This is a genomic window from Halopseudomonas sp. L-58, assembly GCF_056859475.1.
This window is the reverse complement of record NZ_JBSXON010000075.1, coordinates 69,420-89,570: the sequence shown is the minus strand read 5'-3', so window position 1 is coordinate 89,570 and position 20,151 is coordinate 69,420. Positions and strand designations below refer to the sequence as shown.

The 20,151-nt window shown below is 61.1% G+C and carries 16 protein-coding genes, 3 tRNA genes and 2 pseudogenes; 7 read left to right on the top strand and 14 right to left on the bottom strand.

The window, feature by feature from the left end; genetic code table 11:
- Positions 1-49 precede the first annotated feature (49 nt).
- A complete protein-coding gene (thrH, locus tag AC13EY_RS14835; protein WP_088274091.1) occupies positions 50-667 on the top strand; it encodes a bifunctional phosphoserine phosphatase/homoserine phosphotransferase ThrH in 618 nt (205 codons plus the stop codon).
- On the opposite strand, the gene AC13EY_RS14830 is transcribed toward thrH, so the two are convergent.
- From AC13EY_RS14830 to AC13EY_RS14765, 14 genes and pseudogenes are all read right to left on the bottom strand, one after another.
- Positions 610-1,602: a serine/threonine-protein kinase gene (locus AC13EY_RS14830; RefSeq protein ID WP_228247189.1), complete on the bottom strand. Its 993-nt coding sequence runs from the start codon at positions 1,600-1,602 to the stop codon at positions 610-612. The two genes, thrH and AC13EY_RS14830, sit on opposite strands and share 58 nt — an antisense overlap.
- The gene (locus tag AC13EY_RS14825) at positions 1,602-2,330 is read right to left on the bottom strand and encodes a PP2C family protein-serine/threonine phosphatase (RefSeq protein ID WP_228247188.1); all 729 of its coding nucleotides are present in this window, start codon (positions 2,328-2,330) and stop codon (positions 1,602-1,604) included. The genes AC13EY_RS14830 and AC13EY_RS14825 overlap by 1 nt, the downstream gene beginning before the upstream one ends.
- Positions 2,327-5,650 carry a type VI secretion system membrane subunit TssM gene (tssM, locus tag AC13EY_RS14820; protein ID WP_482876423.1) on the bottom strand — a complete coding sequence of 1,108 codons (3,324 nt, stop codon included), beginning with the start codon at positions 5,648-5,650 and terminating at the stop codon, positions 2,327-2,329. The genes AC13EY_RS14825 and tssM overlap by 4 nt, the downstream gene beginning before the upstream one ends.
- Positions 5,647-6,501 carry a type IVB secretion system protein IcmH/DotU gene (icmH, locus tag AC13EY_RS14815; RefSeq protein WP_228247186.1) on the bottom strand — a complete coding sequence of 285 codons (855 nt, stop codon included), beginning with the start codon at positions 6,499-6,501 and terminating at the stop codon, positions 5,647-5,649. Before icmH ends, tssM begins: the two co-directional genes overlap by 4 nt.
- A gap of 5 nt (positions 6,502-6,506) precedes the next feature.
- On the bottom strand, positions 6,507-7,838 hold the full coding sequence (gene tssK, locus AC13EY_RS14810) for a type VI secretion system baseplate subunit TssK (protein WP_228247185.1): 1,332 nt from the start codon (positions 7,836-7,838) through the stop codon (positions 6,507-6,509).
- A 1-nt stretch (position 7,839) separates the two neighbouring features.
- A complete protein-coding gene (gene tssJ, locus AC13EY_RS14805) occupies positions 7,840-8,316 on the bottom strand; it encodes a type VI secretion system lipoprotein TssJ (RefSeq protein WP_228247184.1) in 477 nt (158 codons plus the stop codon).
- Positions 8,317-8,320: 4 nt separating this feature from the next.
- Complete coding sequence (locus tag AC13EY_RS14800) at positions 8,321-9,406, bottom strand: type VI secretion system-associated FHA domain protein (RefSeq protein ID WP_228247183.1); 1,086 nt, start codon at positions 9,404-9,406, stop codon at positions 8,321-8,323.
- Positions 9,397-9,552: a type VI secretion protein gene (locus AC13EY_RS14795; protein WP_228247182.1), complete on the bottom strand. Its 156-nt coding sequence runs from the start codon at positions 9,550-9,552 to the stop codon at positions 9,397-9,399. The genes AC13EY_RS14800 and AC13EY_RS14795 overlap by 10 nt, the downstream gene beginning before the upstream one ends.
- Positions 9,553-9,764: 212 nt before the next feature.
- Positions 9,765-10,186: pseudogene (locus tag AC13EY_RS14790) on the bottom strand (PaaI family thioesterase).
- Positions 10,187-10,224: 38 nt separating this feature from the next.
- Complete coding sequence (locus AC13EY_RS14785) at positions 10,225-11,160, bottom strand: PA2778 family cysteine peptidase (RefSeq protein WP_228247181.1); 936 nt, start codon at positions 11,158-11,160, stop codon at positions 10,225-10,227.
- 4 nt (positions 11,161-11,164) lie between these two features.
- The gene (locus AC13EY_RS14780) at positions 11,165-11,557 is read right to left on the bottom strand and encodes a PA2779 family protein (protein ID WP_410172333.1); all 393 of its coding nucleotides are present in this window, start codon (positions 11,555-11,557) and stop codon (positions 11,165-11,167) included.
- A gap of 166 nt (positions 11,558-11,723) precedes the next feature.
- Positions 11,724-13,007 carry an NAD(P)/FAD-dependent oxidoreductase gene (locus tag AC13EY_RS14775; protein WP_228247180.1) on the bottom strand — a complete coding sequence of 428 codons (1,284 nt, stop codon included), beginning with the start codon at positions 13,005-13,007 and terminating at the stop codon, positions 11,724-11,726.
- A 102-nt stretch (positions 13,008-13,109) separates the two neighbouring features.
- Positions 13,110-14,681 (bottom strand): DHA2 family efflux MFS transporter permease subunit, encoded by a 1,572-nt coding sequence (locus AC13EY_RS14770; protein WP_228247179.1) that lies wholly within the window; start codon positions 14,679-14,681, stop codon positions 13,110-13,112.
- Complete coding sequence (locus tag AC13EY_RS14765; protein ID WP_228247178.1) at positions 14,674-15,705, bottom strand: HlyD family secretion protein; 1,032 nt, start codon at positions 15,703-15,705, stop codon at positions 14,674-14,676. The genes AC13EY_RS14770 and AC13EY_RS14765 overlap by 8 nt, the downstream gene beginning before the upstream one ends.
- Positions 15,706-15,807: 102 nt before the next feature.
- Here AC13EY_RS14765 and AC13EY_RS14760 point away from each other — a divergent pair, with 102 nt between their 5' ends.
- From AC13EY_RS14760 to AC13EY_RS14735, 6 genes and pseudogenes are all read left to right on the top strand, one after another.
- Positions 15,808-16,710 (top strand): LysR family transcriptional regulator, encoded by a 903-nt coding sequence (locus tag AC13EY_RS14760; RefSeq protein ID WP_228247177.1) that lies wholly within the window; start codon positions 15,808-15,810, stop codon positions 16,708-16,710.
- A 69-nt stretch (positions 16,711-16,779) separates the two neighbouring features.
- Positions 16,780-18,255 carry a glutamate--tRNA ligase gene (gltX, locus tag AC13EY_RS14755; RefSeq protein ID WP_228247176.1) on the top strand — a complete coding sequence of 492 codons (1,476 nt, stop codon included), beginning with the start codon at positions 16,780-16,782 and terminating at the stop codon, positions 18,253-18,255.
- A 236-nt stretch (positions 18,256-18,491) separates the two neighbouring features.
- Positions 18,492-18,567 (top strand) — tRNA-Ala (locus tag AC13EY_RS14750).
- 79 nt (positions 18,568-18,646) lie between these two features.
- A tRNA-Glu gene (locus AC13EY_RS14745) sits at positions 18,647-18,722 on the top strand.
- 41 nt (positions 18,723-18,763) lie between these two features.
- Positions 18,764-18,839: transfer RNA gene (locus AC13EY_RS14740), tRNA-Ala, on the top strand.
- Between the two features lie 95 nt (positions 18,840-18,934).
- A pseudogene (locus AC13EY_RS14735) lies at positions 18,935-20,148 on the top strand (IS3 family transposase).
- Positions 20,149-20,151: the final 3 nt, after the last annotated feature.

The following is a 20,151-nucleotide window of genomic DNA, read 5'->3' as shown; positions in this document are numbered from 1 at the left end:
TGCCGGTAGATTGTGCGCCAGTCTCAAATGTGAATCTCAGGAGTGTCGTGTGGAAATCGCTTGCCTTGACCTGGAAGGGGTGCTGGTCCCTGAAATCTGGATTGCCTTTGCCGAGAAAACCGGCATTGAGGAGCTCAAGGCAACCACCCGTGACATTCCCGACTATGACGTGCTGATGAAGCAGCGCCTGTCCATTCTCGACAAGCACGGCCTCAAACTGTCGGATATTCAGGAAGTCATTGCGACCCTCAAACCGCTTGATGGCGCCGTCGAGTTTGTCGACTGGCTGCGCGAGCGTTTCCAGGTGGTTATTCTGTCGGACACCTTCTACGAGTTTTCCCAGCCGTTGATGCGCCAGCTCGGTTTCCCGACGCTACTGTGTCACCGCCTGATTACCGACGAAACCGACCGGGTCGTTGACTACCAGTTGCGTCAGAAGGATCCCAAGCGTCAGTCGGTGATTGCGCTCAAGAGCCTGTACTACCGCATCATTGCCGCAGGCGATTCGTACAACGACACCACCATGCTTTCGGAAGCGCATGCCGGCATCCTGTTCCACGCGCCGGAAAACGTGATTCGCGAGTTTCCCCAGTTCCCGGCGGTGCATACCTACGAGGACCTGAAAAAGGCCTTCATCGCAGCGTCCAACCGCGACCTGTCGCTCTGATCTGATGCAGCCGGCGGTCCCGCCGCCGGCTGCCATCGCCGCCGGACCGCCGGTGGCCACCCTGTTTTGCTTCCCTTTCTGAATGCTTCCAACAGCGCAGCCACGCTGCTGATCCGCGCTGCCGGATCAAAGGCCAGTGCCGTGCGCAGTTCACGCCATACCGGTTTTGGTATGCCATGTGGTTTCTGTAAACCGGTTTCTTGCTGCATGCGCATTGCCTGGCGCGCCGTCAGGCGGCTGAAGGGGTGGTGCCCGCTGGCCAACTCATACAGGACACAGGCGACCGCATACAGATCAGCGGCCGCGGTCAACTCTTCGCCATCGAGCAGCTCCAGCGCAGCGTAACGTGGTGTCCAGGCGGCCAGACGTCGGCTGAGCCGGGGTAATCGCTGCAGGGGACCCCGACAGTCTCGTCCCAGCCCGAAATCAAACAGACGCAGGCCGGCGGTGCTCAGGATGATATTGCCCGGCTTCAGATCACCGTGCAGCACGCCGGCGCCGTGTGCATGGGCAAGGGCAGACAGCAGGCCGACTGCGAGGGGTTGCAGCGCCGGCCAGGCCATCCCGTCGGGATGGTCGGCGATGATCTGATCCAGCGCAGGGCCCTCAAGCAACTCAAGCGTCATGAATGCCCGACCGCTCGCCGGGTCGATGTGGTAGCTGTAGGGGCGGATCACATTCGGATGGTGCAGGCGGCAGGTGAGGGCATATTCCGCGTAAAGCAGAGCGTTGGCATCGGCATGGGCGGCAAATTGATCGTTCAGGGCCTTCAGTGCCACACTGGGTCGGGGGTCGTTGAATTGCTCGCGCAGCAGGTCACGCACCTGATAGACCGCACCCATGCCTCCCACCCCAAGCAGGCGCTCAATACGGTATCGGTTGCCCAGCAGTTCGGGTATGGCGGCTGGTGCAACCGGAGGCGTCCTGGAGGGCATCAGCTTGCTCCTGCACCGATTCTGACAACGACTGCGCTCAGGTTGTCGCGGGCCGGCCCCCGCAATGCCAGGCTCACCAGCTGCGCCGCGCCGCTGCTGTCTTGGTGTTCAAGGGCCGAGGACAGTTGCGCGGGGCTCAGCTCCCGATGCAGGCCGTCACTGCACAGCAGCAAGGTATCACCCGGTTGAATCATGAACGTCACACTGTCCAGTTTCAGATGGTCATGCGCGCCGACTGCTCGGGTCAGTACGTGGGCACCAGGGTGTGAGGCGGCCTCGGTGCTGGTTACAGCGCCCCGGTCTATCAGTTGCTGCAGCAGCGAGTGGTCGCGGGTCAGTTGGTGAAGTGTTTGCTGGCGCCAGAGATAACAGCGACTGTCACCTGCCCACAGGCAGAGCGCCCGGTTTGCACTTGCCAGAAGGATAACCACGGTGCTGCCGACTGGACCGGCTGGCTGGCCCTGCACCTGGGTCATGTCTTGCGTCAGCCTGCGGTTGACCTGCTGCAGGGCCTGACGCACCCGACGCTGGTTCTGGTCGATATTTCCAGTCAGCTCAAGTGCGCCCAGTGTGTCGATTATCAGGCGGCTGGCGAGTGCGCCGTTGCGGTGACCGCCCATACCGTCAGCGACCGCCCAGAGCCCGTAGTCCTGAAGGGCCAGAATGGCATCTTCATTGTGTCGACGCTGATTGCCTGGATCGGTTTGAGAGCAGCTTGACCAGTTCATTGCAGGCGGGCCGGGAGGTTGAAGCCCGCCAGCAGGCCGGGCTGGAACGGGTTTGGAGAGCGTTGACTGTGCAGCAGATAGCGGGCACGCATGCCGCCGATATTGGCCCGCAGCTGAAGCGCGTCGCGTTGTTCCTCCTGCTCGAGTGTCAGTTGCTCAAGCAGGCGAAACAGCGACCAGGTACCCTGCTGGCCGTGCAGGGTCATTCGCCGGCCTCCCAGATCCTCCAGAGTCAAGCTGATGCGGCTGTCGTCAAGGCTTGCCGGCCAGGTGAACGCCTTGGGAATGATGGGCCCGTGGCGATATTCCAGCTGATGGCTCCCGTAATAAAAGCTGGCGCGGCTGAGGCTGGCATCAAGTGAGTAGGGTTCCAGGCGAAACCCGATGCCCGGCTCGAGCGGATTGCTGGCAAAAAAACTGTCGTGAATGGTCCTGGCCCGGTTCAGTTGTGTCAGCAGCCTTGCGGATATGGGCAATGCCCGCCCGTCCAGCAGTCGCAGCCGGTAGCCTGCGTCCGTGCTGATCAAAAATGGCTCCAGATACTGGTCGGTAAAGCCTTGAATAGTGCCCTCCTGCTGGAAGAAACGCTGGAAGTCGCCTAGCTCCACTTCCCGCTGACTGGCCGGATTGAAGGGGTAGTAGTCGGCGATTGCGTCCCGGTATGGGCGATACACCTGGGTGCGATACTGGCCGTTCAGATACTCGGCCGCTGCGCTCAGCACGGTTCGCCAACTCTGGTCGGCAAGCTGCTTCACCCATAGCTGCAGCGGCGGCGGCAGCTGAGCTGCGCTGTCGCGGGTCGCGCCGATTGCATCGCGTTGGCGCTGCATGCGTGCGCTGGCCATCTTGTAGGCAAGCAGTCCGCGGGCGCTGCTGTCGCTGAGCTGGGCGAGCTGGTGTTGCAATTGACCGATGCTTTGCAATGCGCCAGCCAATTCCGGAGCGGGCATGGCATCGTCATCAAGCAGGCGGTGAAGGTGGCTGAAGTGCTGTTGCATGGCCAGCTTGCCTGCGCTGGGTGTTGGGTCGTCAGCTGTTATCAGTCGAGTGTGGAGCCTGATCTCCTGCAGCAGCGTCAGCAGGGGGGAGTGCCCGGACGAGAGCGCCGCCAGCTGATCCGCGCTAGCGCCGGACTGTGGTTGCAGGCGGAGGCTGGCCAGGGCGCGATTCCAATGTGAGGTGTAATCCTGAAAGTAGATGCTCTCCACGTCTGCCATCAGCGCCTGCTCGGTTTGCCTGTTAACCGGTTCGGCGAGGCCCAGTACCCAGTCGTCGGCCAGCAAGTCATGAATCAGCGCCGGACCTCTGGTTTTGATCAGGCTTTCATAGCCGGTATGGATGTAGAACCCGGGAATGTCGACCGGTTCGGATGTCAGTAACCGGTGGTGGCGTCCAAGGCGGGCATCGAGGCGGTAGTCGGGGAGGGATCTGGAGCGCTCCCGGAGCAATCGGTAGCAAAGCCGGGGCAGGGGCTCTTGCCGCATGATCTCCCTGGCGCTGGCTACCAGAGACTCATCAAGCGTCTGGGGCATTGGGGCGGAGGCAAGCAGGCGGCTTAGATGGGCCTCCAGGCTCTCTCTGACCGCGGGTTGTCTGGGGTAACGGCGCGTCCACTCCATGTGCATCCAGTCCTCAAGGTAGGCGCTGTCCAGGCGCTCCGGCAGACCCAGCATCAGGTAGGCGCGCAGGTGCCCGATCAACTGCTGGCGGTCTTCAAGGTCGGTGCTCAGACGGTATTCCAACTGACGCATTACCAGTGGCAACAGGAAGGTACGCAGTGCATCTGCATAGGCCTTTTCGACTACCGGCAGAGTCGCCTCGGACTGCTCAAGACTCAGGCGCTGGAGGCCGCCAGGCATCGACGCCGGCTGGGGTATCAGCGTCGCCGCGTAGCGGGTATCGAGCTGCTGTAGCAAGGGTTCTATTCGGCTGTGTGCCTGAACCGCGGGAGCATCCTGGACGACGTGTCGGCCAAGCTCGGCAAGTTGCTGCAGCTGCTCGGCCTCGTGCCCGTAGCGCCAAGCCCAGCCAGTTGCAGACAGTGTCACACAAGCTGCGGCGAGACCGACCGTGACCCGTTGCCTGGTGCGTTGTCGCGTGCGCTGCTCTTCGGCGACCGTGACGCCATCAGGCCGCCCGGCAAGGGGATTTTCCAGCAGTCGCCTGCTGAAGGCGCCTTGAACCGGAGGGCGCGGCAGCGAGCCGGGGACGAGAACGTCGTGTTCGCTGGCAGCGATCGTCAGATAGATTCCATGCACTCGACTGCCCTGCTGGTAGCTGTTGCTGTCAAATGCCTGGTTGAGGAACTGACGAAGCGACCCTTCCAGTTTCGCCAGTTGATAGGGAAGATCGTAAAGACGGCCGCGGCGCAGGCTGTCCGACTCCTGTTGGGTTCGACAGAGGATTTGACGATTCAGCTGAGCCAGCAGTGGGCCAAGGGCACCGGTGCTGGCCTGTGCCGGGTTCGGTGCACCCGGCAGCGTCGCGCCCAGTGGCTGCAGACGCTGCTCCGGTGTCAGTTGCTGGCATAACTCAATGATGCCGGGCAGCAGATCGGCCTTGCTCAGCAGCAGGTAAATTGGCAGATCCAGTCCCAGTGCCTTGCGCAACGTGCTCAGTGCAAGCCTGTACCGGCGTGCCAGTTGGTCGAGCTCAAGGGTGTTCTGCGTGGTCAGCAGGTCCATTGGCAGCATCAGCGCGATGGCATTGAGCGCCGGCGCCCGACGCTGACGCAATAGCCCCAGCAGTGCTGTCCAGGCCGGTGAAGGTGGCTCCTGATCTGCGGACGGCAGGCAACTGCCACCCACTTGAAGCCAACTGCAGTGGCTGAGGCTGTGCCACTCTGCCGGGCTGATCCCCAGGGGCCCATGGGGGGCAGTGACAGTTGTGCAGTATCCGCTTAACTCTGCGCTTGCAAACAGGCGCTTCTTGCCCGAGTTCTCCGGGCCGAGCAGCAGATACCAGGGTTGCCGACGTTGCTGGCGTTGGCTTACCCCGTGCTCTGCCAGCAGGTGGCGACTCAATCTGTAGCGTTGTTCCAGGGCGATGCGGGCCTGCAGGGTTGCTGCGTTGCTGGCGGCTTGCTCGCCGTTTGCTCGCCTTTGCTTGAGCTGATCGAGCAACTGCCAGACCAGCCAGGGCGAGAGCAGTATCGTACCAGCCAGCAGGCGGCTGCCGGGGCCGGCCAGTATGGTATTGCCGTTGAAGGCGATGTTCGGGCCGAGTACCCAGATCAAGGCAGCGAGGATCAGCAGTATCAGCAGAGACCCGCCGGCAGGTTTGCGCAGATAGGAGGCTACCCGCTGATAAAGGGCCTTCATCGTTTGACTCCCGGTTGTGCGGTGATGCCCGCGCTGCTGGTCAGGTAAGGCTCCAGCGCGGCGTTGCGGTGTTGCTCCAGATAATGGTTGAACCCCAGGAACAGGATTGTCAGGCAGCTGGCGGTGGCTACCGCCGTCACCCAGCCGGGCAACGGCCTCACCGGGGGGCTCGGTTCAGGGTGGACGATCTGTGAGCCCAGGTGCATATCCGGCGGGCTGCGGTATTGCTGCAGCGCGGCGTGCAAGCGGCTGCGAATGTGTTCCAGGTCTTGCTGGCCGCGCAGTTGCAGCCGGTAGCGACCTTCAAAACCGAGGCAGAGGCAGGCCAGCATCAATTCGAGCATATCGATATGCCGGGCCATGTCTTGTGACAGGCGGGTGAGCAACAGAAAGAACTTCTCTCCCCCAAAGGTTTCCTGGTGGAAGGCGCTGAGAAGGCTGCGGCTGGACCAGTTGCTGTTGTTGCCCCAGCGGGTAGTGAGAATGGCTTCGTCCAGGGCTGTGCAGAGCACGTATCGGGCAGCCTGCCTGCTGGCAGGCGCAACCTCGAGGTGTCTGCACTGCTGGTCAAACTGCCGTATGCCGGCTTCCAGGGTGACGCGCAGGACGTCGATTGGCTCGCGCTCGCCGCTGCCGGTGCGCAGGGCGACCAGTTCGGACAGCAGTGGCGCTGCGGCGGCGAGCAGCGGGTTGGGCTGCACGTCAGTGGTGCGGCACAGATCATCGTCTGTTCGCGGTGCGATGCACGCCGCGGATGCCGCGTGGTCGGTCAGCGAGTATGGAGTGTGCCCGGCCATGCTGCCAGACAGGATGACAGTGCGATCGTCGTCAGGGTAGTCGCCGTTGTACATGCAAGTCAGTCTCTGATAGCCCACAGGGCCAGTTTCAGTTCGGGCAGATCGCCGGCGGCGTGGAAGGCAATGCCGCCGGAGCGTGATAGCTGTGCGCGTTCATCGCTGCCGGGTGTCAGCGCGAAATAGCAGTGGTCCCGGCGGAAGGGAAGCTGTCTGGGCGCGACGGGCAGTGGCTGCAGGCGGATGCCGGGCAGGTGCAGGTTGACCAACTGACGAATATGTTCGACGGCGCCGACCTTGAGGTGGTTGGGCAAACGGCTGCGCAGTTCCTCGCTGCTGCAGGCTGCCGTTGCGGCGAGTACAAAGCGTGCCCCGTCAATGAGGTCGGGGTCGTTGATGGGCGCGACTTGTACACCATACTGACGCTGCTGCAGCGGTAACTCGACACTGTGCTGTTCCAGCACGCTGGACAGACGTTGCCGCAGGACCCGCATCAGGGCATCGAAACTCCGGCTTTGATCAATATGCTGATATTGCAGCTCCGGCGGTGGCCGCCGACTGTCGGAGCAGAATGTCGCCAGTTCTGCCTGCAATGACAGCAGAATGCTGTACAGCTCGGCGGCGGGTGTCTGGGTCCTGTGCTGGTGGTGCCGGAGGATTGCCTCATGGCGGTTGATCAACTGCAGGGTCAGCAGGTCGCCGATCTCTGCACCGGCGGCCTTGCCGCGGGCAAGCAAGCGATCGGCCAGAACATCGGCTCTCTGCTGCAGCAGGCTGATTACTTCGCGCAGACAGCGCCCGAGAAAGGGGCTGGGCTGGCAGTGGATAAAGGTTGGCGCAAAGCGGTCGTCCAGCCGGATTCCGCCGTCGGGGGAGCTGTCGCGCACCGTGCAGACGCGCAGACGGACCAGCCCGGGCGATTGGGCGTCGGCGTCCAGTCGCAGTTGCAGATTGGGGCGGGCGCAGAGCAAGCTGCTGTCGTTATCGACCGTACCGTTACTGTCGCTCACCCGCTGCGTGATGGTCGTGAACCGGGCGGTCGCGTTATCACGTTCCGCAATGATGGCTCCGGTCGGCTCGGCTGTCTGCAGTGGCAAGGTCAGATAGATATCGGTATCGGTCTGGCTGGCGGGGACATCCAGTGCGAGCGGTGCCGGGTCGCTTTCCAGTTGAAACAGTGTGCCATCGGGCAGCACGCCGCTGGCCTGGCTGATGACCAGTTTCCCCAGCGGCAGAAAGGCTTCGTCAATCGTCAGGCTGTGAAACCCCCAGGTGTCTGCGAGCAGTCCCTGAATGCGAAGCGCCAGTTGCTGCTCGTGGTATCGGTCCTGCCACTGGAAGTGCTGCGGACGCAGCAACATGCCTTCCTGCCAGATTATTTTCAGTGCCTGCATGTCAGGGTGCCCCATCGCCGGCCGGCAGGTGCAGCCCGTTGTTATCGAGGTGCAGCCGCACGGTGTTGCGCTGGCGCGGAGCCAGATCCAGGGTCAGCCGCCACCGGGCTGCGCCCAGATCGCGATAGCTTGCCACCAGCCCAACATGGCGGGTGTCGGGTTGCAGGGCCAGTTTTAGCGTGCGCTGCTCGCCCGGGCGCAGTTCCAGCTCCTCCATGGCCAGCAGATCCGGAGCCAGCACGGTTGCCGGACGTTGCTGCAGGTCGAAGTAATCGGCTTGTTCAAAGGCGGTTGCATGGCTGAGCTCAACCAGTTGCAGTACCAGCGGAGAGGGTCTGCCGTTAAGGTCTGGATTGAGCTGATCCGATGTATGCAGGGTCAGGTCCAGCTTGGTCAGATCAGAGTAGGGCGATATCAGGCTGCAGGCACTGAGTAGCGTGCAGGCCGCAATAGTGAGCAGAAGTTGGGCAAGGGGCATGGGATTATCCGAGGTGTTGATGAAGTGCGCCCAGAAGCCGGGACTGATCCCGATAGGCGCAGTTGAACGCATCGCTGAATCGTTGCTGCAGCTGCGCCGGCTGCCGGGCGTAGACCTCACACAGTGCGCGCCAGCGGGCACCGTCACTGCGCAGGGCCCCCATGGAGCCAATCAGTTGATGCGGGGCCAGCAGTTGCGTCAGACGCTCGCTGCAGTGGCGGCTGGCCTGCTGCATGGCCAGGCCCTGGGCGCGTAGTCGCTGGCAGGCGCTGCGTACCATGGCGCTGGCATCGTGCTCATGCCGCAACAGGTGCTCGAGTAGCGCCTGGGGCGTGTCATGCCGGATGACTGGGTGGGGAGGCTCCCTGAGGTCCAGGGCGTCATCCAGTTGTTGCGCTGCGCGAAGGCTGAGTTGCAGCTCTCCCAGCAGCACTCGCAGCAGGGTTGCAGCCTGCAGAGCCTGCCGTACGGCGTTGCCGGCATCGCAGTCAGTCAGACCCAGGCGCTGGCAGATCTGTTCGGCCAGAGGGTCTTCTTCCTGCGTGTTGAAGCCGGGGAGCGCTGCCCTGCGCGGCAGCCGAACATGCTCCGATTCGATGCGGTGATGATCACCTTCGGTTGCGAAGGTATCCGGCGGTAACGCACTGGCCTGGGGCTCCCCCTCGGGCAACAGGGTGGCAAGCAGGTCGTCACTGCTGAGGTCTGGGTCGCTGTGATCCAGCTCGAGAAAGGCATCGTCCGGAATCAGGCTTCGGCTAGCCACCGGGGCGCCTTGCAGTCTGGCTCTGATCTCCAGTGCGCCCATGCGATAGATGTGGCCGTGCTCAATATCCAGCGGTGTGTCTCGGGTCAGTTTCCGGTTGTCATGTTTGCGGGTAATGCCGTTGCTGCTCAGATCGACCAGTTGATAGCGCTGCTGGTCGAAGCGGATCTCGGCATGCTGGCCGGACAGAATGCGTGAAGGGTCTTCGAGCACCCAGTCACAGTGGCCGGCTCGGCCGATGATGCCGCCGGCTGCCCTGAAGGTGCGGCTGCGCGGCTGTTCATCGTGACGGCGTGGCGGATGAATCACCTCAAGCGTCAATTCCATGCACGACGCTCCGTGGCATGCGGATCTATCGGCGTCTCGAGAGGACGGTACTGTTCATCGTCAAAGCGCAGGTTACCGGTGCAGCTGCTGAGCAGGCAGAGCATCAGCAGGGTTACGAGACGGTACTGTGGTGGTGTGCTGGGCATGGCAATTCCGTTGCGGGTCCGGCGCGAATCGTCCTGAATCGCGCTTGGGGTCACTTCAGCAATCTCTGTTCCTGAACTATATAAATCAGTTAAATCAACAGCTTGGGTTCTGTCTGTGACTCACGATGGATGCCGTTGTGACGGGGTTGTCACCATGGTGCGCAAAGGCCTGCGCAGTAGCGGTAAAAACTGGCGCAGGACCGCCGGCAGGCTCAAGGTATCTGGCGGGCCAGGGCATAGGTGCCGGTGGCATGCGCCACCAGATTGTGTTCGTCGCCCGCGCTGTACAGATCAACTGCGCAGACCGCCTGGCGTTCGCCGCGCTTCATCCAGGTTGCTCTGGCGTAGAGGTCAAGTGGCGCGGGGCGTGCCAGAAAGTGGATGTTCAGGTTGCTGGTGACAGCCATCTCCTGGCGACCCGGCCCGGCCCGGCAAGAATCAGCGCATACATGGCGGCGTCTGCCAGTGCCATCATGGTTGGTCCGGATAGTGTGCCGCCGGGGCGGATCAGCCGGGTGTTGAACGGGACGCAGGCGACCGCCGTTGTGCTATCGCTGCTGATGACCTGCAAGTCGAGGTCGTCGGCATGTGGCACGCCTTCCCGGATCAGGGTTTGAATATCGCAGGATGACAGCATCAGGATTGGAGCCTCACCTGGGGGAGGCTCTATGGTCATCGACAGACCGGGATCGTACAAGCGGCGTCAGCGCCAACATGTATGCCGTTTTGCGAATGGTTTGCGGCGCAGGCACGAACCTGTTCTGCGGCCTCTGTGCAGCCCAGTTCTTCCATGCCGGTTGCCAGATTGTTCCAGCCTGCCTGGTAGTCGGGGAAACGCCGCACCAGTTCGCTGAAGTGCTCCAGCGCTTCGCTATGGCGCCCGCTGCTCCAGGCGATATTGCCGAGGCCGAGCAGTGGCGCCGGCTGATCGCTCCAGCGCTCGCTGGCCTGCCGATAGGCTGCCTCGGCACTGGTGGTCTGACCAACCTGTTCGAGGTCCGCTGCAGCTTTCAGGTAGGGCAAAGGCTCGGCTGTCGCCGGTATCCTGTCTGCCGGAACTGCGACGACGGCCCAACTGTTCGCGCGTTGCCAGGTGCGCAGGAATAGTGCAAAGGATTCGCGCTGGCGCGCGTTCAGGCCGGAGTGAAGGATTAGATCCCGGGTGTTGAGATCATAGCCAACCACCACTGCGTAGTGCCATTGCGGGTACCAGTCGAAGGCCAGATTCTGCATGACCAGCACTGCATTGCCGGCATCGATTTCGCGCAGAATGGCGCCCAGTTCAGGCGCGAGCGGATAGACCAGCAGACCCTGTTCTCGGGCGGCCGCAATCATTTCTACTTGCAGGCTGCCCTGGCGCTCGGGCAAGTAGACACGGTCGGTGAGCTGCTCCGGTGCAATGTCGATGTTACGCTGACCAAGCAGCATCGACAGCGCTGCAGGGCCGCACTGATACTCATCCTGGGCATGAAACGGCAGATTGGTCAGCAGCCGATTGGCCGGGAGGTTGTCCGGGAGGTTTTGCTGTGGGGTAGGGGTTAGCCCGGCACAGGCTGACAGCAGTGCTGTCAGCCCAAGTGCCAGGGCCAGGCGAATAGCCCTGGTCATGATGTCAGTTTACGCAGTTGACGAAGCTGTAGACGTTGGTTGCGCAGAGCATGTCGGTGATGATGAAGATGACCAGAAACAGCACGATGATGCCAACAACACCGGCACCTGCGGGTGCTTCATCCAGCTGGCTGTTGAACTGGGCAAGCTCGGCGGCGGTCAGGCTGTCGATGCGCTTTTCAACCTGGTCGGGTGTTACACCCATGCTGGCCAGCTTGTCCTGAACGGCCTGATCATCGAGCATGCTTTTGAGTTCGGCACGGTCCACGGTCAGTTGCTGCTGGGCAATGGCCTCACCAGTGCCGACCATCGCGGCCTGGGCCTGAATGCTGGCCAGTGACGTCAGCATGAACAGGGCGGTGAGCATGATGGACAGGTAACGCTTTGTTGTTCGCATGAAAGTCATCGGACATACCTCGATTTGTTGTGGCTTCCCTGCTTGGAAGCTGTTAACCACGATAGGTGGCTTCTGCTGGTGCGCAAGACGCGCTCCCTATAATCGACCCATGCAATGCCTGCGGGTTCCACTATGCCAGTGCAGCTGTGACCTGGTTCACGACTTATCAGATGCCCAGCTTGTCGCGCATCTGGTAGTACCAGGCGCCAATCGCGGTGAACGGAATGCGGAACAGTCTGCCGCCCGGGAAGGGGTAATGCGGCAGCGCGGCAAAGGCGTCGAAGCGCTCTGCCTGGCCGCGCAGGACCTCTGCGAGCACCCGCCCGGCAACGTGGGTAAAGGTAACTCCGTGGCCACTGCAGCCTTGCGAGTAGTAGATGTTGTTGCCAATGCGACCCATCTGCGGCAGGCGTGACAGGGTCAGCAGGAAATTGCCGGTCCAGGCATAGTCGATCTTCACGTCCTTGAGCTGCGGGAAGGTCTTGATCAGGTTGGGACGAATCAGCGCCTCGATGTTGCTCGGGTCACGGGCACCGTAGACAACCCCGCCGCCAAAGATGAGGCGCTTGTCGCCGGAGAGACGGTAGTAGTCGAGCAGATAGGCACAATCCTCTACACAATAGTCCTGCGGCAGCAGCGATGCGGCCAGCTCGTCCGACAGCGGCTCTGTGGTAACCACCTGGGTACCGCAAGGCATGGACTTGGCCGCCAGTTGCGGCAGCAGGTCGCCCAGATAAGCGTTGCCGGCGACGATCACATAACGGGCTTTTACCTGCCCCTGCGCGGTATGCACGACGGGATGCTCGCCCTGGTCGATACGGGTCACCGGCGACAGCTCGTGAATGACGCCGCCCAGTGATTCGAAGGCGGCTGCCTCGCCCAGCACCAGGTTCAACGGGTGAATGTGGCCGCCGCTCATATCGAGCATGCCGCCGACATAGATATCGGTATTGACTACCTCGCGGATGCGCTTGCTGTCCAGCATCTCGAGCTGGGTGTGGCCGTAGCGCTCCCAAAGCTGCTTTTGAGCCTCAAGGTGCTTCATGTGCTTGCTGTTGAACGCGGCAAAGACGCCGCCGTCTTTCAGGTCACACTGGATGTTGTACTGGGCTACGCGCTCGCGAATGATGCGTCCGCCTTCAAAGGCCATATCGCCTAGCAATCGTGCCTGCTGAGCGCCCAGGGTGCGCTCGATAACGTCGATGTCGCGGCTGTAGCTGTTGACGATCTGGCCACCGTTACGACCGGATGCGCCAAAGCCGACCTTGACTGCTTCCAGTACGGTGACCTTGAAGCCCTGTTCCGCCAGGTGCAGGGCGGCAGAGATACCGGTGAAACCGGCACCGACGATGCAGACGTCGGTTTCATGGCTGCCTTGCAGGGCGGGGCGCTCGGGCGCGGGGTTGGCTGAGGCTGCGTAGTAGGAAGTGGTGTGTCGGGTCTCGGCCATGGGGGCACCTGTGCAAATGTTTGTTGAAAATATTTGACAATATGCGCCGATCCTAACGCTTGGGATGCTCTATTGCTATAGGGTGATCAAAAAAAACGACAGTCAGGGGTGTGCGGGTTCGGTCTCTGCCGCGCCACCTTGTGGTGGCGCTTTTGGCAATGGTTTGCACAGTAATACGAAGATCATCGAGCAGCCGAGCATCAGGGCAATCAGATGGAAGGCATCGTTGTAGGCCATGATGGCGGCCTGCTGATGCACCTGGTTGCTCAGCAGTTGCAGTGCGCTCTGCTCATTGCCCAGCTGGCCGGTGAGCAGGTGCATGCGTTCTTCGAATGCCGGATTGCCCGGGGTTATATGTTCACGCAGGAAGTCGAAATAGTATTTGGCGCGGCTGTCGAGAATGGTCGCCAGCGCGGCGATGCCGATAGCGCCGCCAAGGTTGCGCAGAATATTGTACAGACTGGAGGCAGAGCCGGCCTGCGAAGGCGCAATCATGGCGGTAGCGATGATCGACATGGGCACCAGGACCATGGGTTGTCCGAAGGCGCGGAAGATCTGGATGGCGATAAACTGATCGCCGGCAAAATCCAGGCTCAGGCTGCCGCTGTAGAAGCTGGCAAAGGCGAACAGAAAGAACCCGGTCGCGCAGATCAGCCGCGCATCGATAAAGCGCATGAGGATCGGTACCAGCGGAATGATCAGCAACTGGGGGATACCCATCCACATGATGACCTGACCGATCTGCAGCGCGTTGTACTGCTGAATCTGGGCCAGGTAGACCGGCAATACGAATACGGTGCCGTACAGGCCGACCCCCAGACCGATATTGGCCAGGCTGCCGAACAGAAAGTTGCGATCCTTTAGCAGGCGCAGATTGACCAGAGGGTTTTCTCTGGTGAGCTGAATGATGACGAAGCTGATCAGACTGACAAAGCTGATGACCGCCAGTGCCAGCATCAGATTGGACTCCAGCCAGTCCTTGCGATGTCCTTCTTCCAGAAACACCTGCAGGCAACCCAGGCCGACCGCCATGGTAACAATGCCCATGTAATCGCCCTGGCGCAGCAGATCCCAGCGTGGTTGCGACTTGTCCAGCCCGTACATCAGCCCGGCGGCCATCAGAATGCCGGGGACGATGTTGATGTAGAAAATGTATTCCCAGCCAAAATGTTCGGTCAGCCAGCCACCGATGGTTGGGCCGATCGATGGAGCAAAGGTGGCGGTAATGGCAAACAGTGCCATGCCCTTGGGACGGGAGGAGGGCGGCAGCTTGATCAGAATCAGGGTAAAGGCAAACGGTATCAGCGCGCCGCCGGCAAGGCCTTGCAGCGCACGAAACACGATCATGCTTTCCAGGCTCCAGGCCATCGAACACAGCAGCGACGCGATGACGAAGATAGCCGAGATGGTTACCGCAAAGCGGCGTGGTGAAAAAATGGTAGTCAACCAGGCCGCGAGGGGGATGATGATGATCTCTGCCACCAGATAGGAGGTAGAAATCCAGGAGCCTTCCTCGATGGTGGCCGACAGCGCGCCCTGAATATCCTTCAGCGACGAGTTGATGATCTGAATGTCCAGAATCGCCATGAAGGCGCCGAGAATGGCGCTGAGCAGGGCGATCCAGTCGCGCCTGCCCGGTGGTGGTATGTCGTGGGCGGAGCCGGCGTTAGTCACGCAGATCGACCTTCACGTGCACCGACATGCCGGGTCGGATCAGGCCAGCCAGCGGATTGTCTTCATCGACCACCAGCTTGACCGGGATGCGCTGAACCACCTTGGTGAAGTTGCCGGTAGCGTTGTCCGGCGGGAGCAGACTGAATTGGGCGCCCGAGGCGGGGAAAAGGCTCTGTAAGGTGCCGGTCACTGGCTGATCGGGAAAGGTGTCGAATACCAGTTCGGCCCTCAGCCCTTCGTGCATACGGCTGATCTGGGTTTCCTTGAAATTGGCCTTGATCCACAGTTCGGTATCCGGAACCACTGCAAGCAAATTGCTGCCGGGAGAGACGTTCTGGCCGATGCGCACATTACGCTGACCGATTCGGCCGGCGACCGGGGCGCGAATTTCGGTACGTTCAAGGTCCAGGCGGGCCTGCCCGACTGCCGCCTCGGCTGCCTGAATCTGGGCGTCCAGGCGGGCGATGTCGGCGGCAAGGGTATCCTTGGCCAGTGTTTGTGTCTGCAGCTCTGCCCGTGCCTTGCTGACCTGCGCTCGAGCCACTTCCAGCTGCGCCCGGTAGTTGCTGAGCTGTTCTTCGGAGGCATAGCCCGACTGGCGCAGTGGTGTGATGCGCTTGATATCGAGCTCAACGCGCCGCTGCTCGGCTTGAGAGGCTTCAACGTTGGCCTCGGCTGCAGCTATCAGGCTGTCCTGCTGTCGTAGCCGTGATTGCGCCTGTTGCTTCTCGGCGCTGCGGGTCGCCAGGTTGGCGGTCGCTTGCGCCAGGGCAATTTCGAAGTCGCGGGGATCAAGCCGGACCAGCAGGTCGCCCGGTACAACGGCCTGGTTGTCATCCACCAGTACCTCTGTCACCTGTGCAGAGAGGCGACTGGATACCAGGGTGATATCGCCCTGAACGTAGGCGTTGTCGGTTTCTTCGTAGAAACGGCCTACCAGCCACCAGTGTCCGACGGCGACCAGACCGGCGATTGCGCAGAGGAGAAGGAAAACGAACAGGCGTGCTCTAACTCGGGCTGACATACAATTTCTCGATTATTTTTCTGCCTGCACTCTAACACTGTTCCGCAGGGTGCCGGAGGCGCTAGAATCTGGAAACTTTGTTGCAGCGAGGGAACAGTAAGCATGGGTTTGGATGATGCGTTGATCTTCACGCGGGTTGTGGAGTGCCACAGTTTTACCAGCGCTGCCACGACCTTGGGTATGCAGAAATCAACGGTCAGCCGCCGTATTGCCCAGCTTGAAGAGCGCCTGGGCGTGCGCCTGCTCAACCGTACGACGCGCAAGTTGCGGCTCACCGAAGTAGGGCAGGCCTACTACGAACGTTGTCGCCAGATCATGCAGGAGTTCTCCGAAGCCGAGCAGGCCATCATGCAACTGCAGCGCGAGCCCACGGGCCTGTTGCGCGTCAGCTCGCCCATCGAATTCGGGCAGCTGTTTCTCGGAGGTGTCGTCGGTGAGTTCATGCGCTGCTATCCGGCCATTCAGGTTGAGGTCGAGCTGACCACGCGTGCTGTCGACCCGGTCGAGGAGGGCGTTGATGTGGTGATCCACCTCGGGCGGCCACAGGACTCCAGCCTGGTCGCCCGGCGACTGATGACCAGCCCCCGGCAGTTGTACGCCAGCCCGGACTACATCAAGCGTTGCGGCATGCCGGCCGAGGCGTCCGAACTGACTCATCATCGCTGCATTCACGCGTTGGCCGATGGTGCGCGCAAGTGGCGGTTCGATCAGCCGGCGATTAGCGTGCCCATCTCCCCGGTACTGGTAGTCAACAACATTACCTTCGCGCGCGAGGCGGCGCTGGCCGGGGTCGGTATCATCAACGTGCCGGCGTTTATTGCCGAGTCCTGTGTCGAGGAAGGTACCCTGGTGCGTGTGCTGGAGCAGGCCGAGCTGCCCTCCGGGGAATTGTACGCGCTCTATCCATCGCGTCGCTTCCAGGCCATGAAGGTGAAGGCGTTTATCGACTTTGTGGTCGAGCGACTGCAATTGCGATCGTCTAGTTATATAGAGGTTGAGGGCTGAGCCCTGATAAAATTCGCCCCATTGTGTAGTTCGTCCCGGATTGTCCGGGTCACCTGATCGAGAGAGTTCATGACTGTTCGTACCCGCATCGCACCTTCCCCTACCGGTGATCCTCACGTTGGCACCGCTTACATTGCACTGTTCAACCAGTGTTTTGCCCGCCAGCACGGTGGTCAGTTCATTCTGCGTATCGAGGATACCGACCAGGTCCGATCCAGCGCCGCCTCCGAGAAGCAGATTCTCGATTCGCTGCGCTGGCTGGGACTTGAGTGGGATGAGGGGCCTGATGTTGGCGGCCCGTACGGTCCCTATCGTCAGAGCGAGCGCAGCGCGATCTATCACGAGCACAGTGAAGCGCTGATCGAGAAGGGCCATGCCTTCCGCTGCTTCTGCTCCAGCGAGCGTCTTGATGCGCTGCGGGCCGAGCAGATGGCGAACAAGCAGACGCCCGGCTATGACGGCCACTGCCTCAGCCTGAGCGCCGAAGAAGTCAGTGCACGGGTTGCTGCCGGTGAGTCGCACGTTGTGCGCATGAAGGTCCCGGCCGATGGCATCTGCAAGGTGCAGGACATGTTGCGCGGCGAGATCGATATCCCGTGGGAACAGGTCGACATGCAGGTGCTGATGAAGGCCGATGGACTGCCGACCTACCATCTGGCCAACGTGGTAGACGATCACCTGATGGGTATTACTCACGTCCTGCGCGGCGAGGAGTGGATCAACTCGGCGCCAAAGCACATCCTGTTGTACCAGTATTTTGGCTGGGAGATGCCACAGTTGTGCCACATGCCGCTGCTGCGCAACCCGGACAAGAGCAAGCTGTCCAAACGCAAGAACCCGACCAGTATCACCTTCTACGAGCGCATGGGTTACCTGCCCGAGGCGCTGCTGAACTACCTAGGCCGCATGGGCTGGTCGATGCCGGATGAGCGGGAGAAATTCACCCTCGCTGAAATGGTCGAGCACTTCGACATTCAGCGTGTCTCGCTGGGTGGGCCTATTTTCGATATCGACAAGCTGTCGTGGTTGAACGGGCAGTGGATTCGTGAGTTGTCGCAAGACCAGTTTGCCGCAGCAGTGCAGCAGTGGGCGCTGAATCCGGCGTACCTCAAACCGATGATCTCGCTGGCGCAGACCCGGGTGGAAACCTTCAGTGATCTGCCGAATCTGCTGGGCTTCTTTATGGCCGGCAAAGTTGATCCCGCACCTGAGCTGTTTGTGCACAAAAAGCTGGACGCCGACGGCGTGCGCAAGGCGCTGCAGTTGTTGCTCTGGAAGCTTGAAGCACTGCGCGACTGGGACAAGGACAACATCACCGGTGTCATTCAGGCTGTCGCAGCCTATATGGAACTGAAGCTGCGCGATCTGATGCCGCTGCTGTTCCCGGCGATCACCGGCCAGGCCAGCTCGGTCTCGGTACTGGACGCCATGGCACATCTGGGCCCGGACCTTACCCGTTACCGTCTGCGTCAAACCGTCGAACTGCTGGGCGGCACCTCGAAGAAAGAGAACAAGGCGTGGCAGAAGGAGCTGGAGGCTATCTAGCCTCCAGCTGCAAGCTGCAAGCTAGAAGCTAGAAGCTAGAAGCTGAAAGCAAAAGCAAAAGCAAAAGCAAAAGCGGCGCGGGGTTCGAGCCTCGCGCCGCGATTCGCCGCCACCCCAATCAGCTTGCGGCTTACAGCTTCCAGCTTGAGGCTTTGTTTTAGATAAGTTGCTGTTTTGCGTAAATTTCTGTTGACACCCTTGGGCTTCGCTCTTAATATTCGCCCCGTCCTTGAGACGGGGCTATAGCTCAGCTGGGAGAGCGCCTGCATGGCATGCAGGAGGTCAGCGGTTCGATCCCGCTTAGCTCCACCAAGTTTTTTTGGTCAACGTTCGCGTTGACCTGTTTTATACACTGCTGAACAGATTCCAGCCTGTTCAGAGAAGGGATTGCGTCCCCTTCGTCTAGTGGCCTAGGACACCGCCCTTTCACGGCGGTAACAGGGGTTCGAGTCCCCTAGGGGACGCCATTTTTACCGGCACACGTGAGTGTGTCAGGGTCGCAAGACCTGGGGCTATAGCTCAGCTGGGAGAGCGCCTGCATGGCATGCAGGAGGTCAGCGGTTCGATCCCGCTTAGCTCCACCATTTAGAAGGGCCGGCGAATTCGCCGGCCTTTTTTTTATCTGTGACCCGTCCTGAATAGAGTTGACACGTTCCAGCCCTGATTGTGGGAGAACGTGATGAATCAAAGGGTTAAGCGCACGCAGCGGGATTACACCCTGGCCTTTAAACAGGCGGTGGTGGACGAGGTGGAGCGCGGTGAGCTGACCTATAAGCAGGCCCAGGCCCGCTATGGTATTCAGGGCCGCTCGACGGTACTAAAGTGGTTACGTCGATATGGCGACCAGGACTGGTGTCCTGGCACCTCCCACCGTGCGAGTCGGAGCCCTACCGTGCCGAAGTCTCCACCTACCCCGGAACAGCGTATCAAGGAGCTTGAGGAGAAGCTGCGTCTGGCTGAACAGAAGGCCGAGTTCTTCGAAGCCGTGGTCGATGTCATGGAGAATGACTACGGGGTGACGGTAAAAAAGCGGCCCGGCAAGTCCTCACGCAAAGACGCGTTGCCGGATTGACCGTCAGCAGGGCTTGTCATCTCCTGGGGATCAGCCGCCAGGCCTGGTATCAGGCCCAGAGAGCGGAGCATGCCAGGGAGGCTCGTGAGCAGCGAGTGGTGGACTTTGTCCGGGCGATTCGCCGCTGCCAGCCTCGCATTGGCGCTCGCAAGTTGCATCACCTTCTCCATGAGCAACCGGACCGGGCTCTCCACCTTGGGCGTGATCACCTGTTCCAACTACTTCGGGCGCGGCGTCTACTGGTACCCCGGCGGCGGGCCTACCACAAGACCACGCACAGCCATCACCGCTTCCGGCGTCATCCGAACCTGCTCAAGCCGGGCCCGGAGCAAGTGGTTGCCAGCCGGCCGAATCAGGTCTGGGTGGCGGATATCACCTACCTGCCGACGCGCTCTGGAATGAGCTACGTGAGCCTAGTGACGGATGCATACTCCCGCAAAATCGTGGGTCATCATGTGCATGAGAGCCTGCGCAGCGAGGATGTGGAACAGGCGTTGCGCAAGGCTCTGCGGGAGCGCCCGGGAAGCCTGCCACTGATCCACCACTCTGATCGAGGCGCTCAGTACTGCTGCGACAGCTACCAGGCGTTGCACCAGCAGCACGGCATCCAATGCTCTATGACCGACGGCTACGACTGCTATCAAAACGCCCTGGCGGAGCGAGTGAACGGCATCCTGAAGACGGAATTCTTGTTGGTACGACCGGGGAACCTGGAGCAGGCCCGCACGATGGTTGATGAGTCGGTGGAGATTTATAACCGTGAGCGGCCTCATCTGGCCCTGAAATACAAAACGCCCGATGCGGTGCATCGGGCGTTCTGAGAC

Excerpts from the sequence above, each read along its gene's own strand:
- AC13EY_RS14830 (WP_228247189.1), bottom strand. The coding sequence starts at position 1,602 with ATGCCCTCCAGGACGCCTCCGGTTGCACCAGCCGCCATACCCGAACTG.
- AC13EY_RS14825 (WP_228247188.1), bottom strand. The coding sequence starts at position 2,330 with ATGAACTGGTCAAGCTGCTCTCAAACCGATCCAGGCAATCAGCGTCGA.
- tssM (WP_482876423.1), bottom strand. The coding sequence starts at position 5,650 with ATGAAGGCCCTTTATCAGCGGGTAGCCTCCTATCTGCGCAAACCTGCC.
- icmH (WP_228247186.1), bottom strand. The coding sequence starts at position 6,501 with ATGTACAACGGCGACTACCCTGACGACGATCGCACTGTCATCCTGTCT.
- tssK (WP_228247185.1), bottom strand. The coding sequence starts at position 7,838 with ATGCAGGCACTGAAAATAATCTGGCAGGAAGGCATGTTGCTGCGTCCG.
- tssJ (WP_228247184.1), bottom strand. The coding sequence starts at position 8,316 with ATGCCCCTTGCCCAACTTCTGCTCACTATTGCGGCCTGCACGCTACTC.
- AC13EY_RS14800 (WP_228247183.1), bottom strand. The coding sequence starts at position 9,406 with ATGGAATTGACGCTTGAGGTGATTCATCCGCCACGCCGTCACGATGAA.
- AC13EY_RS14795 (WP_228247182.1), bottom strand. The coding sequence starts at position 9,552 with ATGCCCAGCACACCACCACAGTACCGTCTCGTAACCCTGCTGATGCTC.
- AC13EY_RS14785 (WP_228247181.1), bottom strand. The coding sequence starts at position 11,160 with ATGACCAGGGCTATTCGCCTGGCCCTGGCACTTGGGCTGACAGCACTG.
- AC13EY_RS14780 (WP_410172333.1), bottom strand. The coding sequence starts at position 11,557 with ATGCGAACAACAAAGCGTTACCTGTCCATCATGCTCACCGCCCTGTTC.
- AC13EY_RS14775 (WP_228247180.1), bottom strand. The coding sequence starts at position 13,007 with ATGGCCGAGACCCGACACACCACTTCCTACTACGCAGCCTCAGCCAAC.
- AC13EY_RS14765 (WP_228247178.1), bottom strand. The coding sequence starts at position 15,705 with ATGTCAGCCCGAGTTAGAGCACGCCTGTTCGTTTTCCTTCTCCTCTGC.
- AC13EY_RS14760 (WP_228247177.1), top strand. The coding sequence starts at position 15,808 with ATGGGTTTGGATGATGCGTTGATCTTCACGCGGGTTGTGGAGTGCCAC.
- gltX (WP_228247176.1), top strand. The coding sequence starts at position 16,780 with ATGACTGTTCGTACCCGCATCGCACCTTCCCCTACCGGTGATCCTCAC.